This window comes from Streptomyces sp. NPDC029159 (genome assembly GCF_055564055.1).
Genome location: NZ_JBVHWT010000008.1, coordinates 218,435 through 233,463, shown reverse-complemented (window position 1 = coordinate 233,463; position 15,029 = coordinate 218,435). Strand labels below are relative to the sequence as shown.

Below are 15,029 nucleotides of genomic sequence, written 5' to 3'. Positions count from 1 at the left end.
CTACGTTTCCCCGGTCGACGCAGGGCGCCGATGGCCGGTCCGTCCGCGACCGGCCCGTTCCGGGGGTCAACACCCCGGTGTCGCAGTGGAGTTGAGCGCGGTGCGCGGAGTGGGACTGCTGATGCTGGGGGCGTTCGCCCTCGGCCTGGACGCCTATGTGATGGCCGGGCTGCTCCCGGTGATCGCCGCGGACACCGGCACCCGCGTGGCGCTCGCCGGGCAACTGGTGACGGCCTTCACCCTCGCCTACGCGCTCGCCGCGCCGCTGGTCGCCGGGTTGCTCGCCGGGGTGCGGCCGCGTGCCCTGCTCCTCGCCGCGCTGGCGCTCTTCACGCTCGGCAACGCCCTGACCGCCGTGGCCCCGACCCTGGGCACGCTGCTCGGGGCGCGGATCGTCGCCGGCGCCGGGGCCGGGGTCTACGCGGCGCTCGCCACGGCGGCGGCCGCCGCGCTGGTGGGGCCCGAGCGGCGGGGCCGGGCGCTGGCGCTGGTGATGGGCGGGATGAGCACCGGCACCGTGCTCGGCGTGCCGCTGGGGGTGCTGCTCGCCGAGCGTGCCGGATGGCGCGCCACGATGTGGCTGGTCACCGGATTGGGCGCACTGGCGCTCGGCGGGCTCGCCGCGCTGCTGCCGCCGGTTCCGGCCGGGCCCGCGGTGCCGCTGCGCGCCCGGCTGGGGGCGCTCACCGACCGTGCGGTGGCGCCCGTCGTCGGGGTGTCGTTCCTCGCCGCCGTCGCCAGCCTCGGGCTCTACACCTATCTGGCGCCGGTGCTCGCGGCGGCCGGCGGCGTCCACGAGGTCACGCCGTACCTGTGGGCGTGGGGCGCCGGCGGGGTGCTGGGCAGTGTGGCCGCCGGGCCGCTGGTGGACCGGACGGGCCGGGTGCGGGCGCTGGCCGGCGGGCTGCTGGTGGTGATCGTCGTGGCGCAGGCGCTGCTGCCGGTGGTGGCCCCGGTCGCGCTGCCCGCGGCGGCGGCGCTGCTGGTCGCCTGGGGTGCGGTCGGGTGGGCGTTCCAGGTGCCGCAGCAGCACCGGCTGCTGGCGGCGGGCGCGGAGCGCGGCACGGTCGCCCTCGCGCTCAACAATTCCGCGCTCTACCTGGGCTCCGCGGTCGGCTCGGCGCTCGGCGGGCTCGCGCTGTCGGCGGGGCTGGCGCCGTCCGCGCTGCCCTGGGCGGCGGCCGGGGTGGCCGCCGCCGGTCTGGGCCTTCACCTGGTGGGCGCCCGGCGCTCACGACACGCCGGGAGCCTGGGTACCCTTGGCAGGTATGAGCACTCTTGAGCCCGAGCCCGAGCGCGGGGCAGGAACGGGAACCCTCGTAGAGCCGACGCCGCAGGTGTCGAACGGCGACGGCGATCACGAGCGTTACGCCCATTACGTCCAGAAGGACAAGATCATGGCGAGCGCGCTCGACGGCACCCCCGTCGTCGCGCTCTGCGGCAAGGTCTGGGTGCCGGGCCGCGACCCGAAGAAGTACCCGGTCTGCCCCATGTGCAAGGAGATCTACGAGTCCATGAGCGCCGGTGGCGACAAGGGCAAGGGCGGCAAGGACGGCGACGGCAAGAAGTAGCCGCGCCGCCGGCCGGGGCGGCCGGGTGCGGTGAGGCCGGTCGTCCGGCGCGGCCGCCGCGCCGCAGCAGGACGCGGGTGAGGGCCCGGGTTCTCCGCGAACCCGGGCCCTTCGCCATGTCCGGGAGGGCGCCGCCGTCGCACCCCGGCCGCCCGGGGTGTCACCGGCCCGTACCGACTGGTGGAGACCTCTGGCGAACCCTTGTCCGACCGGGCAACGCCGCTTAATCTCCTCTGAGTTGTGCACTGCGAAACGCTCGTTGCGTATGTTGCAACACTCTTGGAGGTCCCGTCATGCGCCTCTCCGCCCGTCTGGCCGCCGCCGGAGCGGCACTCGCCCTGACCGCTCTCACCGCCACGGCATGTGCCCCGGCCACCTCGGACGGCGCCGCCGGAGGCGACTCCCGGACCGGCACGCTGCGGGTCTGGCTCTTCCGGGAGGTCGGCAACGCCCCCAAGGAGAAGGTGGTCCGGCAGGCCGTCGCCGATTTCACCGCCGCCCACAAGGGGGTGAAGGTCACCGTCGACTACATCCCGGTCGACACCCGCGCCCAGCGCGTCAAGGCCGCCTTCAACGACCCGTCCGGCGCGCCCGATGTCATCGAGTACGGCAACACCGACACCGCCGGATACGTCGCGGACGGCGGACTCGCCGAGGTGACGAAGGAGTTCGGCGCCTGGTCCGACGCGAAGGACACCGACCCCACCGCCCGGCGCTCGGTGACCGTGGCCGGGAAGGTCTACGGCGCCCCGCTCTTCGTCGGCGTCCGCGCCCTCTACTACCGCACCGACCTCTTCGAGGAACTCCACCTCCAGCCCCCGGCCACCCAGGACGAGATGGCCACCGCCGCCCGGAAGATCCGCGCGGCCCACCCCGAGATGTACGGGCTCGCCGTCGGCGGCGCGTACACCTACGGCGCGCTGCCGTTCCTCTGGTCGGCCGGCGGCGCCCTCGCCACCGAGAAGGGCGGCGCCTTCACCGCGGCCGTCACCACCCCGGCGGCGAAGAAGGGCATCGCCGCGTACACCGCTCTCTTCGGCGACGACAACTGCCCGGCGGCCAAGTGCGCCGGAATGAACGGCAACGACACCGTCACCGCCTTCGCCGCCGGCCGCGCCGGGATGGCCATCGGCGGCGACTTCAACCACCGGGCCGTCGAAGCCGGCAAGGTCAAGGGGGAGTACGGCGTCGTCCCGCTGCCCGGCCGGAAGAAGGGCGAGATCGCCCCGGCGTTCGCGGGCGGCAACAACATCGGCGTGCTCCGCAGCACCTCCCACCGCACCCTCGCCGTCGACCTGATGAAGCGGCTGGCCGGAAAGGAGACCCAGCGCGGGCTCTTCGACGCGATGGGCTTCCTGCCGACCTTCACCGACGTCCGCGCCGCGGCCGCGAAGCGGCAGCCCTACGTCAAGCCGTTCGTCGACACCCTCGACGCCGGGGCGGAGTTCGTGCCCGTCACGCCCGGCTGGGCCACCGTCGACGCCTCGCTGGTGCTGCCCACGATGTACCAGCAGATCGTCAGCGGCCGCAAAGGCGTCGACGCGGCGGCCGGCGAGGCGGCCCGGGCCATGGACGGGGCCTTCCGCAAGTGACCGTCCACCGCAGCGGGCCCCGCACCGCCCGCGTCCGCCCCCGTGCCGCGCCGCGCGGCCCCGCCCGGCGCCACGGCGGCTGGACCCCCTGGCTCTACCTCGCCCCGGCGCTCGCCGTGCTCGGCGCGCTGCTCGTCTACCCGATCTACCAGCTCGGTGATCTCCTTCCTCGAATACACCCAGGCGCAGGTCAGCGGCGGTGAACCGACCACCTTCCAGGGGCTGGGGAACTACGCCACGCTCTTCGGCGACGGCGAGTTCTGGTCGGTGCTGCTCGCCACCGTGGTCTTCGCCGCCGCCTGTGTCCTCGCCACCCTCGTCACCGGCTGCGCCCTCGCCGTGCTGCTCACCCGGGTCCGCGCGCTGCCCCGGCTCGCCCTGATGCTCGCCGGGCTCGGCGCCTGGGCCACGCCCGCCATCACCGGCTCCACCGTCTGGCTCTTCCTCTTCGACCCCGACTTCGGCCCGGTCGACAAGGTGCTGACCGCCCTCGGCCTCAGCGGCTTCGCCGACTTCTCCTGGACCTACGACCGCTACACCGCCTTCGCGCTCGTCCTCCTCGAAGTCGTCTGGTGCTCCTTCCCGTTCGTCATGATCACCGTCTACGCCGGGATCCGCGCGGTCCCCGCCGAGATCGTGGAGGCCGCGGCGCTGGACGGCGCCTCCGCCTGGCGGATCTGGCGCAGCGTCCTCGCGCCGATGCTGCGGCCGATCCTCGTCGTCGTCACGCTCCAGTCGGTGATCTGGGACTTCAAGCTGTTCACGCAGATCTATGTGATGACGGACGGCGGCGGCGTCGCCCGGCAGAACCTCGTCCTCAACGTCTACGCCTACCAACGGGCCTTCGCCTCCTCGCAGTACAGCCTCGGGGCGGCGATCGGCGTCGTCATGCTGCTGCTCCTGCTCGGCGTGACCCTCGTCTATCTGCGGCTGCTGCGCCGCCAGGGGGAGGAGCTGTGAGCGAACCGCGTACCGGGGACGTCGATGCGGGTGGGGCGGCCCGTGCGGTGGAGGCCCGCGCGTCGGGGGCCCGCGTTCCGGCGGCCCGCACCGGGGGACCGGTCGGCACCGGTGGGCCGGCCCGCACCGACCGCCCCGTCCGCCCCCGCCGTGGCCCCCGCCGCCCGTGGCGGCTCGCCGCCGAGGCCGTGACGTTGCTGATCGCCGGTGTCGTCGCCTTCCCCCTCTACTGGATGGTCCTCTCCGCCTTCAAACCCGACGCCGAGGTGCAGTCGGACTCCCCGCGCCCCTGGACGCTCGCGCCCTCCCTCGACGCCTTCCGGCGCGTCTTCCAGCAGCAGGACTTCGGCCGCTACTTCCTCAACAGCCTCTTCGTCGCCGGGACGGTGGTCGTCGCCTCGGCGCTGATCGCCTTCCTCGCCGCCACCGCCGTGACGCGCTTCCGCTTCCGCTTCCGCACCACGCTGCTGATCATGTTTCTGATCGCGCAGACGGTGCCGGTCGAGGCGCTGACCATCCCGCTCTTCTTCCTCCTGCGCGACGTCGGCACCGCCGTTCCCGGCATCGGCCTGAACACCCTCGGCTCGCTGATCCTGCCGCACCTCGCCTTCTCGCTGCCGTTCGCCATCTGGATGCTGCGCGGCTTCGTACGGGCCGTCCCCGAGAGCCTGGAGGAGGCCGCCTCCCTCGACGGCGCGAGCCGGGCCCGCTTCCTGTGGCGGATCCTCTTCCCGCTGGTCCTCCCCGGGCTCGTCGCCACCAGCGTCTTCTCCTTCATCTCCACCTGGAACGACTTCCTGTTCGCCAAGTCGTTCCTGATCAGCGCCACCGAGAACTCCACCCTGCCGATGGCGCTGCTGGTCTTCTTCAAACCCGACGAGAACGACTGGGGCGGCATCATGGCCGCATCGACCGTGATGACCCTCCCCGTCCTCGTCTTCTTCGTACTCGTACAGCGCCGACTGGTCTCCGGCCTCGGCGGCGCGGTGAAGGACTGAAGGGTTCAAGGCATGCATCCCCACCCCACCGGACACCCCCGCACACCCGACCACACCGTCATTCCGCTTCCGCTCCGGACCGAAGCCCTCCCGGACGGCGACGCGTTCGTCCTCGACGCGGCCACCGGCATCGACGCCGGGCCCGGCACCGAGGACACCGCCCACTGGCTGCGCACCGCACTCGGCGCCGCCACCGCCCTGCCGCTGCCCCCGCACCACGACGGCTGCCGCACCCGCATCCGGCTGCGCACCGACCCGGACACCGCCCGCCGCCTGGGCCCCGAGGGCTACCGCCTCACCGTCGACGGCTCCCTCCTCACGATCGAGGGCGGCGGCCCGGCCGGAGTCTTCTGGGGCGCCCAGACGCTGCGTCAGCTCCTCGCCGCCGACAGCGCCGACGTATTCCGGCGTGCCCCCGTTGCCCCGGGCACCCGCGCCCGGTCACTGCCGCCGCTGCGCATCGAGGACACCCCGCGCTTCGGCTGGCGCGGCATGATGCTCGACGTCGCCCGGCACTTCACCCCCAAGGACGGCGTCCTGCGCTGGATCGACCTGCTCGCCGCCCACAAGCTCAACGTCCTGCATCTGCACCTCACCGACGACCAGGGCTGGCGCGTGCCCATCGACCGCCACCCCGAACTCACCCGCACCGGCGGCTGGCGCGCCCGCACCAAACTCGGCCACCGCGCCTCCCCGCTGTGGAGCGACATCCCGCACGGCGGCCACTACACCAAGGACGACCTGCGCGAGATCGTGGCCTACGCCGCGCGCCACCACATCACCGTCGTCCCGGAGATCGATATCCCCGGCCACTCGCAGGCGGCCATCGCCGCGTATCCGGAACTCGGCAACACCGACGTCATCGACACGACCTCCCTCTCCGTCTGGGACACCTGGGGCATCAACCCGAACGTACTCGCCCCCACCGACAACGCCGTCCGCTTCTACGAGGAGGTGCTGGAGGAGGTCCTGGAGCTGTTCCCGTCGCGCTACGTCCACCTCGGCGGCGACGAGTGCCCCAAGGAGCAGTGGCAGGCGTCCGACACCGCACAGAAACGCATCGCCGAGCTGGGCGTCGACGGCGAGGACGGCCTCCAGAGCTGGTTCCTCGGCCACTTCGCCCGCTGGCTCGCCGACCGCGGCCGGTGTCTCATCGGCTGGGACGAGATCCTGGAGGGCGGCCTCCCGGAGGGCGCCGCGGTCTCGTCCTGGCGCGGCTACGCCGGAGGCGTCGCCGCCGCCCGCGCCGGTCACGACGTCGTCATGTGCCCCGAACAGCAGGTCTATCTGGACCACCGGCAGGACGCCGGGCCGAACGAGCCGGTGCCGATCGGTTTCGTCCGCACCCTGGAGGACGTCTACCGCTTCGAACCCGTCCCCGACGCCCTCACGGAGACCGAGGCGGAGCGGGTGCTCGGCACCCAGGCCAACGTCTGGACGGAGGTCATGGACAGTCAGGAGCGCCGTGACTACCAGGTCTTCCCGCGGCTGGTGGCGCTCGCCGAGGTCGCCTGGTCCCGGCTGCCCGCCTCCGCCGACCGCGACTACCAGGAATTCACCCGCCGGATGACCGCCCACTACCCGCGCCTGGACGCCCTCGGCGTCGCCTACCGCCCGCCCGGCGGCCCCCACCCCTGGCAGCAGCGCCCCGGTGTGCTCGGACGCCCGATCGACGGGCCGCCCCCGAACGTGTGAGCCGCCGTACGAACGGAGCGCCCGTCCCGGGGCCGGACGACCGGCCGGCCCCGGGTGCCGCGGGCGCCCCGGCGCACCCGGAAGACCCCGCGCCACCGCCGCCGTACGGGCCCGCCGCGGTGGACGGAACGGGACCGATACACCGTTCGGGAGGGAAGACCGCTTCGCGGACCCTCGCGCCGTGCCCCTACGAGAATGTGCCAGAGTTGCCACGTCCGGACCGTGAGCACGTACCGTACGGCGAGCGGAACTGCCGGGAAACCGGGGAAGGGGCAGCTGGCTTGACCACGCACGCACCGCAGGCGTCGCACACGGTGACGTTGCCGGCCTCGCTCGACGAGGCGGTGGCGGCCCTCGCCGCCATGCCCGCCGCCGTACCCGTCGCGGGCGGCACGGATCTCATGGCGGCGGTCAACGCCGGACTCCTCAGACCCGCGGGCCTCGTGGGCCTCGCCCGGATCAGTGAAATCCGCGGCTGGCAGTACCAGGACGGCCACGCCCTCCTCGGCGCCGGACTCACCCTCGCCCGCATGGGGCGCCCCGACTTCGCCGCGCTGATCCCGGGCCTGGCCGCCGCCGCGCGCGCCGCCGGGCCCCCGCAGATCCGCAACGCCGGGACGCTCGGCGGCAACATCGTCAGCTCCGCGCCGACCGGCGACACCCTGCCGGTGCTCGCCGCGCTGGAAGCCACCCTGATCATCGCGGGGCCCGGAGGCGGCCGCCGCGAGATCCCGGTGAGCCATCTGCTGGCCGGCCGCGAGATGCTGCGCCCCGGCGAACTCGTCGGCTACGTCCGGGTGCCGCTGCTGCACGCCCCGCAGACGTTCCTCAAGGCCACCGGGCGCACCGGCCCCGGCCGCGCCACCGCCTCCGTCGCGCTGGTCCTCGACCCGGCGCGGCGCGGGGTGCGGTGCGCCGTCGGCGCGGTCGCCGCGATGCCGCTGCGGCCCCTGGAGGCCGAGCAGTGGGTGGCCTCCCTCATCGACTGGGACGGCGAACGCGCCCTGGTCCCGGAGGCCCTGACGGCCTTCGGCGACTACGTCGCGGCCGCCTGCATCCCCGACCCGGCGCCGCCGCAGGACGGTTCCGAGCCGCAGACCCTGCCGCCCGCCGCGCTGCATCTGCGCCGTACGGTGGCGGCCCTGGCCCGCCGCGCACTTGGGAGGGCGCTCTCGTGAGCGATGACAACCGCAGCCCGCAGTCCGAGCAGGGCTGGCAGCCGCTGCCGCAGGGCGGCGAGTACGAGCAGGAGGCCACGGCCTTCGTGCAACTGCCGGAGGGGTTCACCACCGCGGCCCTCGGCGGCGACTACCACCCCCCGGGCGCCGACCCGCTCGCCGCGCCCGGCCACGGCTACGTCCCCCCGGCCTCCTTCACCCCGCCGATCCCCGGCGCCGGCACCGACCCGACGGCCACCGGCCAGTGGACGATGCCGTTCGCCGACCCCTCCGCCGGGTACGCCGACCCGTCGGCCGGCTACCCCGCCCACACCGGCCAGGCTGCCGGCCCCACGGGCACCCCGCCGCACGGCACGCCCTGGGGCGGCGACCACGTCGAATGGCCGGTCGCCGGCGGTACGGAAGCGGTCGGCGGCACCGGTCAGTGGACGGTCCCGGGCGCCCCGGACGACGTCCTGGAGGAGTCCGGCGAGTACCTCGTCGACGACGGCCGGGCCCCGCACACCCCGGGCGGCTACCCGGCCACCGGGTACCGCTACGACACCGCCGCCCCCGGTGGCGACACCTACGGCGGCCAGGGCACCGGCCACCCCGCGCCCGACCCGTACGGGTACGCCCCGTCCGGTGACACCTACGGCGGGCAGGGCGGCTACGGCGGCCATCCGGCCCCGCAGGACCCGCTGTTCGGCGGCATCGCCGAGGAGCGGTACCCGCAGACCGGCACCGACCACGGCGTGCTCCACGACACCGCCCACGGCACCGGCGACGCCTACGCCACCGGCGCGGAGGCCCCGGCGCCCGTGACGCCCGGCGGCGGCAGCGGCCACTGGTCGCTCCCCGCCGACGCACTGGCCCAGTGGCCACCGGCCGAGGGCTCCGCGCCCGCCCCGGAGGCCCCGGCCCACCCGGCCGACGCCCCGGCGGACACCGGCCCGTGGACGGTCCCCGCCGCCGGTGAACAGCCCGACGTCTCCGGCGAGTTCCCCCTCGACGCGGTACGCGACGGCGCCTACGGGACGTACGCCGGGTACGGCACGCCCGGTGAGGACCCGGCCCACCAGGAGGCGGCGCACACCGGGACGGCGCACGCCCCCGGCGAAACGGCCGCGCCCGCCGCCGAACCCGGCGCCCCCTTCGTCGCCGAGCCGGGCACTGACGCCCCGGCCGGACACGGCGCGCCCGCTCCCGGCGACCACGGCGCGCCCGCCGACGGCCACGGCGGGGACGCCGGGCCGGAACCGGCGCCGCCCGTGGGGGAGATGCCCCTCGCCCCGGAGCCGTCCGCCGCACAGGGAGAGCACCCCGCCGCCGACCCCTTCGCCGTGGGCGCCTCGTACGTCCCCGGGGAACCGCACACCCCGCAGCCCGGCGCCGGACCCGTGCCTGACGGCCTGCCCGCCGCCGACGCCCCGGGCGCCCCGGTGCCGGATGCCCCCGCCGCCGACGCCCCGGCGCAGCCCGCCCACGAGCCCGCCGCCGAGACCGTCGCCCCGGCCGCCGCCGAGCCCGGTGCGGCCCTTCACGGCACGCCCCCGCACGGCGTCCCGGTCCCGGAGGCCGCCCCCGTCACGGACGACGGGCCCACACCGCCGCCCGGCGACCACGCCGCCACCGGGCCCGAGGGCGCGCTCCCGGAGACCTCGGCGCCCTTGGGCACCGAGGCAACCGACGCAACAGCAGCGGCGGTTGAGCCCGCCGAAGGCGCCGAGGCCGTGCCCGGACCGCCCGGGGGCGACGCCCCGGAACCGGTGCACCCGGCCGTCCCCGGGGAGCCCGACGCCGCCGCACCCGAGGGCCCGGAGGCCGTCGGCCCGGAGCGGACCGGTCACGCCCCGGACGCGCCCGAGGCCGCCATTCCCGAGGCCGCGCCGCAGGTGCTGGCGGACTCCGGCCCGGACACCGCCGGGGCCGACGCGTACGCCGAGGAGCACCCGCACGCCTCGTACGTGCTGCGGGTCAACGGCGCCGACCGGCCGGTCACCGACGCCTGGATCGGCGAATCCCTCCTCTACGTGCTGCGCGAGCGGCTCGGGCTCGCCGGGGCCAAGGACGGCTGCTCCCAGGGGGAGTGCGGCGCCTGCTCCGTCCAGGTGGACGGGCGGCTGGTCGCCTCCTGCCTGGTGCCCGCCGCCACCACCGCGGGCAGCGAGGTCCGCACCGTCGAGGGGCTCGCCGAGCACGGCCGGCCCTCCGACGTGCAGCGCGCCCTCGCCGAGTCCGGCGCCGTCCAGTGCGGCTTCTGCATCCCGGGCATGGCGATGACCGTCCACGACCTCCTTGAGGGCAACCACGCCCCCAGCGAGCTGGAGACCCGGCAGGCGCTCTGCGGCAACCTCTGCCGCTGCTCCGGCTACCGCGGGGTGCTCGACGCCGTCGACACCGTCGTCACCGCGCGCCGCCAGGCCGCCGAGGCCGCGGCGGAGGCGTCCGAGGAAGCGGCGCGTATCCCGCACCAGACGGGCCCCGAGGAGCCCGCCCCGCAAGGGGCGCACGCGCCCGGCCCGCACGCCCCGGCCGAGCACGGTGGCGCCCCCGCCGGCCACGACCCCGACGAACCCCACGGTCCGGACGCACCGCACCGGACGGGAGGCCCCGCATGAGCGGCACGACCGACGCAGCCACCGCGACCCCCGCTGCCGGGGTGCCGATCCCGCCCGTCGAGCCGCCGCCGCACGGTCTGGGCGTCTCCCTGCCGTCCGCCGACGCGTCCGCCAAGACCCAGGGCACCTTCCCGTACGCCGCCGACCTCTGGGCCGACGGGCTGCTGTGGGCGGCGGTGCTGCGCTCGCCGCACCCGCGCGCCCGGATCGTCTCCCTCGACACCCGGCAGGCCGCCGAACTCCCCGGCGTCCGCGCCGTCGTGACCCATGCGGACGTCCCCGGGGACGCCGGGCACGGCCGCGGCGTGGCCGACCGCCCGGTGTTCGCCAAGGACGAGGTGCGCTACCACGGCGAGCCGATCGCCGCGATCGCCGCCGACCACCCCGACACCGCACGGCTGGCCGCCGCCGCCATCGCCGTCGAGTACGAGCTGCTCGACCCGGTCACCGATCCGCAACTCGCCTTCGAGGCCGAGCCGCTGCACCCGGACGGCAACCTCATCCGGCACATCCCGCTCCGCTTCGGTGACCCGGAGGCCGTCGGCGAGGTGATGGTCGAGGGGCTGTACCGCATCGGCCGTCAGGACCCCGCGCCCATCGGCGCCGAGGCCGGGCTCGCGGTGCCGCGGCCCGACGGCGGCGTGGAGATCTACACCGCCTCCACCGACCCGCACACCGATCGCGATCTGGCCGCCGCCTCCTTCGGCCTCGACCCCGAGCGCGTCAAGGTCGTGGTGACCGGCGTGCCCGGCGCCACCGCCGACCGCGAGGATCCCGGCATCCAGCTCTCCCTGGGCCTGCTGGCGCTGCGCACCGGCTGCCCCGTCAAGCTCGCCGCGACCCGCGAGGAGTCCTTCCTCGGCCACGCGCACCGCCACCCGACGCTGCTCCGCTACCGCCACCACGCGGACGCCGACGGCAAGCTGGTGAAGGTCGAGGCGCAGATCCTGATGGACGCGGGGGCCTACGCGGACACCTCCGCCGAGGCGCTGGCCGCCGCCGTCTCCTTCTCCTGCGGCCCCTACGTCGTCCCGCACGCCGTCATCGAGGGCTGGGCGGTGCGCACCAACAACCCGCCCTCCGGCCATATGCGCGGCGAGGGCGCGATGCAGGTCTGCGCCGCCCACGAGGGCCAGATGGACAAGCTCGCGGCGCGGCTGGGCCTGGAGCCGGACGAGATCCGGCGGCGCAACGTCATGGCCACCGGCGACCTGCTGCCCACGGGCCAGACGGTGACCTGCCCCGCGCCCGTCGCCGAGCTGCTGCGCTCGGTCACCGAGGCGCCGCTGCCGGACCTGCCCAAGGACACCCCCGCCGCGGAGTGGCTGCTGCCGGGTGGGCTGGAGGGCGCGGGCGAGCCGGGCGCGGTGCGCCGCGGCGTCGGCTACGCGCTGGGCATGGTGCACATGCTGGGCGCGGAGGGCGCCGACGAGGTGTCCACCGCGACGGTCAAGGTCAGCGGTTCGGTCGCCACCGTCATCTGCGCCGCGGTGGAGACCGGCAGCGGCTTCTCCACGCTGGCGCGGCAGATCGTGCAGGAGACGCTGGGCGTCGAGGAGGTGCACGTCGCGGGCGCCGACACCGATCAGCCGCCCGCCGGCCGCGCCTGCCACGGCCGCCACACCTGGGTCTCCGGCGGCGCCGTCGAGCGGGCCGCCAAGATGGTCCGTACGCAGCTGCTCCAGCCGCTGGCCCACAAGTTCGGGATGTCCACCGAGCTGCTCCAGATCACCGACGGCAAGATCACCTCGTACGACGGGGTGCTCTCCACCACCGTCGCCGAGGCGCTGGACGGCAAGGAGCTGTGGGCCACCGCGCAGTGCCGGCCGCATCCGACGGAGCCGCTGGACGAATCCGGGCAGGGCGACGCGTTCGTGGGGATGGCGTTCTGCGCGATCCGCTGCGTCGCGGACGTCGACATCGAGCTGGGCACCATCCGCGTGGTGGAGATGTCCGTGGCGCAGGACGTCGGGCGGGTGCTCAACCCCCGGCAGCTGCGCGCCCGGATCGAGGCCGGGGTCACCCAGGGGCTCGGCGCCGCCCTGATGGAGAACCTGCGCACCACGCGCGGCCAGGTCCGCCACCCGGATCTGACCGGCTACGCCCTGCCGACCGCGCTGGACGCGCCGGACATCCGCATCGTCAACCTCGTCGAGGAGCGGGACGTCGTCGCCCCGTTCGGTGCGAAGGCGGCCAGCGCGGTGCCGGTGGTGACCGCCCCCGCCGCGGTCGCCTCCGCGGTCCGCGCCGCCACCGGCCGCCCCATCGGCCGCCTCCCGATCCGCCCGCAGGCGGCGGTGGCCCAGAGCGCCCAGGGCGTCCCGCAGGGGGCACAGGCGTAAAGCCCCGGAACGCAGCTGAAGGCGGTCCCCGCCGAGGTCGGGGCCGCCTTCAGTGCGTACGGGCATCCGCTCCGGGACGGCGCGCGGAGCATGACGACGCGACGGCGCGCCGCCCGCGGAACGAACGCCGCAGAGGGCGGTCCACCCGCAGCGGGACCGCCCTCTGTGAGTCCCTGATCGGGACCGGAGGCCGTGGCGGGAATCGAACCCGCGTTACTCGCTTTGCAGGCGAGTCCCTCAACCACTCGGGCACACGGCCGGGATGAGGCGATGCACCGACTGTAGGCAGCTGCGCGCGCGCCGCGGAAGGGGCCGGCGCGGCCCGCCATGAGGCCGCAACACGGGGCAATACGGGGTTCACGGGAGGGGCGCGCGGAGCGCGGGTCGGGGGCGCGCAGGGGAGCGGGTGCGGCCCCGTACGGGACCCCGTACGGGCCCGGGCGTAGGTCCCGCGGCCCAGAGGATCCCCGTCCGATGTCCCGTCCGGGGACAGGGGCCATCCGGCGTGTCGGCCCTTACGCTGGCCCGATGACCGTCGACCCCGCGCGCGGCGCCGATGCCGCCACCACAGCCGCTCCGTCACCCTCCTCCGCAGGTCCGGACCCCGCAGCGGACGGGCGCGCCCCGGATTCCGGGCCGCCCGGTGCCGCGCCGGACGCGGGCGTGTTCGGGCGGGGGTACCGGGCGCTGACCCTCGGGATCGTCTCGGTGGTGTCGCTGATCGCGTTCGAGGCGAGTGCGGTGAACACCGCGATGCCCCTCGCCGCCCGGGCACTGCACGGCATCGGGCTGTACGCCTTCGCCTTCTCGGGGTTCTTCACCACCAGCCTCTTCGCGATGGCGCTGGCGGGGGAGTGGAACGACCGCCGCGGGCCGCTGGCGCCGCTCTTCACCGGTATCGCCGCGTTCGGTGCCGGACTGGTCATGGCGGGCGCGGCGCCGACCATGGGCCTCTTCGTCGCCGGGCGCGGGGTGCAGGGGCTCGGCGGCGGGCTGGTCATCGTCTCGCTGTACGTCGTCGTCGGGCGGGCCTATCCGGAGCGGCTGCGTCCGGCGGTGATGGCGTCGTTCTCGGCGGCGTGGGTGCTGCCGGTGATCGTCGGCCCGCTGGCCGCCGGGAGCGTCGCCGAACACCTCGGCTGGCGCTGGGTCTTCCTCGCCATCCCGGTGCTGATCCTGCTGCCGCTCGCGGTGATGCTGCCCGCGCTGCGCGCCCTGCCGCGCGAGGCGCCGGGCCCGGACGGCGGGCTGCTCGCGGTGGTGCGCAGCCGCCGCGCCCTGCTCGCCCTGGCCGTCGCGGCGGGCGCCTGGCTGCTCCAGTACGCGGGCGGGCACCTGACGCCGTACGCGGTGATACCGGCGGCCGCGGGGCTGGTGCTGCTGGTGCCGGCGGTGCGGCGGCTGCTGCCCCGGGGCACGTTCCGGGCGGCGCGGGGGCTGCCGACGGTGGTGCTGATGCGCGGGGTCGCGGCCGGCGCGATGGTCGCCGCGGAGAGCTTCATCCCGCTGCTGCTGGTCAGCGAGCGCGGCCTGTCCGCGACCCTCGCCGGGCTCTCCCTCACCGGCGGCGGTCTGACCTGGGCGCTCGGCTCGTACGTCCAGAGCCGCCCGCGGTGCGAGGCGTACCGGGAGCGGCTGATGGGCGTCGGCCTGGCGTTCCTGGCGGTGGCGATCGCGGCGGTGCCGCTGGTGCTGTCCGAGGCGGTTCCGGTGTGGACGGTCGCGGTGGCCTGGATGCTCGGCGGCTTCGGGATGGGCCTGAACATCTCCAGCGGCGGGGTGCTGCTGCTGAAGCTCTCCCGGCCCGAGGAGGCGGGCGCCAACTCCGCCTCGCTCCAGATGTCGGACGCCCTCGGCAACGTCGTCCTCGTCGGCCTCGGCGGCGCCCTCTTCGTCGCCTTCGGCGGCGGCTCCCCGACCGCCACCCACGCCTCCGCGGCCGCGCACCCCGCCGCCTTCCTCGCCGTCTTCGCCACGATGGCCGTGGTGGCGGCCGCGGGCGCGGCCCTGGCGGGACGCCTCCGGCCTGCGGGGACGGCGTAGGGGAGGGGGTGCGGGGCAAGGTTGCTTCGGTAATCCGGTACTGAAGTGAC

9 protein-coding genes, 1 tRNA gene and 1 pseudogene are annotated in these 15,029 nt (G+C 75.5%); 10 read left to right on the top strand and 1 reads right to left on the bottom strand.

The features are described 5' to 3' along the window. Positions 1-100: 100 nt before the first annotated feature. The 9 genes and pseudogenes from ACZ4U4_RS18385 (at position 101) to ACZ4U4_RS18345 (ending at position 12,936) form a co-directional block, all read left to right on the top strand. Complete coding sequence (locus tag ACZ4U4_RS18385) at positions 101-1,282, top strand: MFS transporter (RefSeq protein WP_467875074.1); 1,182 nt, start codon at positions 101-103, stop codon at positions 1,280-1,282. Further along, positions 1,269-1,571: a DUF3039 domain-containing protein gene (locus tag ACZ4U4_RS18380; protein WP_467875071.1), complete on the top strand. Its 303-nt coding sequence runs from the start codon at positions 1,269-1,271 to the stop codon at positions 1,569-1,571. The genes ACZ4U4_RS18385 and ACZ4U4_RS18380 overlap by 14 nt, the downstream gene beginning before the upstream one ends. Before the next feature lie 293 nt (positions 1,572-1,864). Next, positions 1,865-3,163 carry an extracellular solute-binding protein gene (locus ACZ4U4_RS18375; RefSeq protein WP_467875068.1) on the top strand — a complete coding sequence of 433 codons (1,299 nt, stop codon included), beginning with the start codon at positions 1,865-1,867 and terminating at the stop codon, positions 3,161-3,163. Continuing rightward, positions 3,160-4,123 (top strand): annotated as a pseudogene (locus ACZ4U4_RS18370) (carbohydrate ABC transporter permease). Before ACZ4U4_RS18375 ends, ACZ4U4_RS18370 begins: the two are co-directional and overlap by 4 nt. Positions 4,124-4,311: 188 nt before the next feature. Continuing rightward, on the top strand, positions 4,312-5,121 hold the full coding sequence (locus ACZ4U4_RS18365; protein ID WP_467875219.1) for a carbohydrate ABC transporter permease: 810 nt from the start codon (positions 4,312-4,314) through the stop codon (positions 5,119-5,121). Between the two features lie 12 nt (positions 5,122-5,133). Continuing rightward, on the top strand, positions 5,134-6,816 hold the full coding sequence (locus ACZ4U4_RS18360; RefSeq protein WP_467875065.1) for a beta-N-acetylhexosaminidase: 1,683 nt from the start codon (positions 5,134-5,136) through the stop codon (positions 6,814-6,816). 281 nt (positions 6,817-7,097) lie between these two features. Then, entirely contained in the window at positions 7,098-7,994 is an 897-nt protein-coding gene (locus tag ACZ4U4_RS18355; RefSeq protein ID WP_405742331.1) for an FAD binding domain-containing protein, read from the top strand. Then, positions 7,991-10,594 carry a (2Fe-2S)-binding protein gene (locus tag ACZ4U4_RS18350; protein ID WP_467875062.1) on the top strand — a complete coding sequence of 868 codons (2,604 nt, stop codon included), beginning with the start codon at positions 7,991-7,993 and terminating at the stop codon, positions 10,592-10,594. The genes ACZ4U4_RS18355 and ACZ4U4_RS18350 overlap by 4 nt, the downstream gene beginning before the upstream one ends. Beyond that, positions 10,591-12,936, top strand: a complete 2,346-nt coding sequence (locus ACZ4U4_RS18345) for a xanthine dehydrogenase family protein molybdopterin-binding subunit (protein WP_467875059.1) — start codon at positions 10,591-10,593, stop codon at positions 12,934-12,936. Before ACZ4U4_RS18350 ends, ACZ4U4_RS18345 begins: the two co-directional genes overlap by 4 nt. A gap of 187 nt (positions 12,937-13,123) precedes the next feature. Here ACZ4U4_RS18345 and ACZ4U4_RS18340 read toward each other — a convergent pair. Then, positions 13,124-13,195, bottom strand: a tRNA-Cys gene (locus ACZ4U4_RS18340). A gap of 269 nt (positions 13,196-13,464) precedes the next feature. On the opposite strand from ACZ4U4_RS18340, the gene ACZ4U4_RS18335 reads away from it, so the two are divergent. Next, positions 13,465-14,979, top strand: a complete 1,515-nt coding sequence (locus ACZ4U4_RS18335) for an MFS transporter (protein ID WP_467875056.1) — start codon at positions 13,465-13,467, stop codon at positions 14,977-14,979. Positions 14,980-15,029 lie beyond the last annotated feature (50 nt).

Bases quoted from the DNA above. Each gene is read 5' to 3' on its own strand.
- ACZ4U4_RS18380 (WP_467875071.1), top strand. From the start codon at position 1,269: ATGAGCACTCTTGAGCCCGAGCCCGAGCGCGGGGCAGGAACGGGAACC.
- ACZ4U4_RS18375 (WP_467875068.1), top strand. From the start codon at position 1,865: ATGCGCCTCTCCGCCCGTCTGGCCGCCGCCGGAGCGGCACTCGCCCTG.
- ACZ4U4_RS18360 (WP_467875065.1), top strand. From the start codon at position 5,134: ATGCATCCCCACCCCACCGGACACCCCCGCACACCCGACCACACCGTC.
- ACZ4U4_RS18345 (WP_467875059.1), top strand. From the start codon at position 10,591: ATGAGCGGCACGACCGACGCAGCCACCGCGACCCCCGCTGCCGGGGTG.
- ACZ4U4_RS18335 (WP_467875056.1), top strand. From the start codon at position 13,465: ATGACCGTCGACCCCGCGCGCGGCGCCGATGCCGCCACCACAGCCGCT.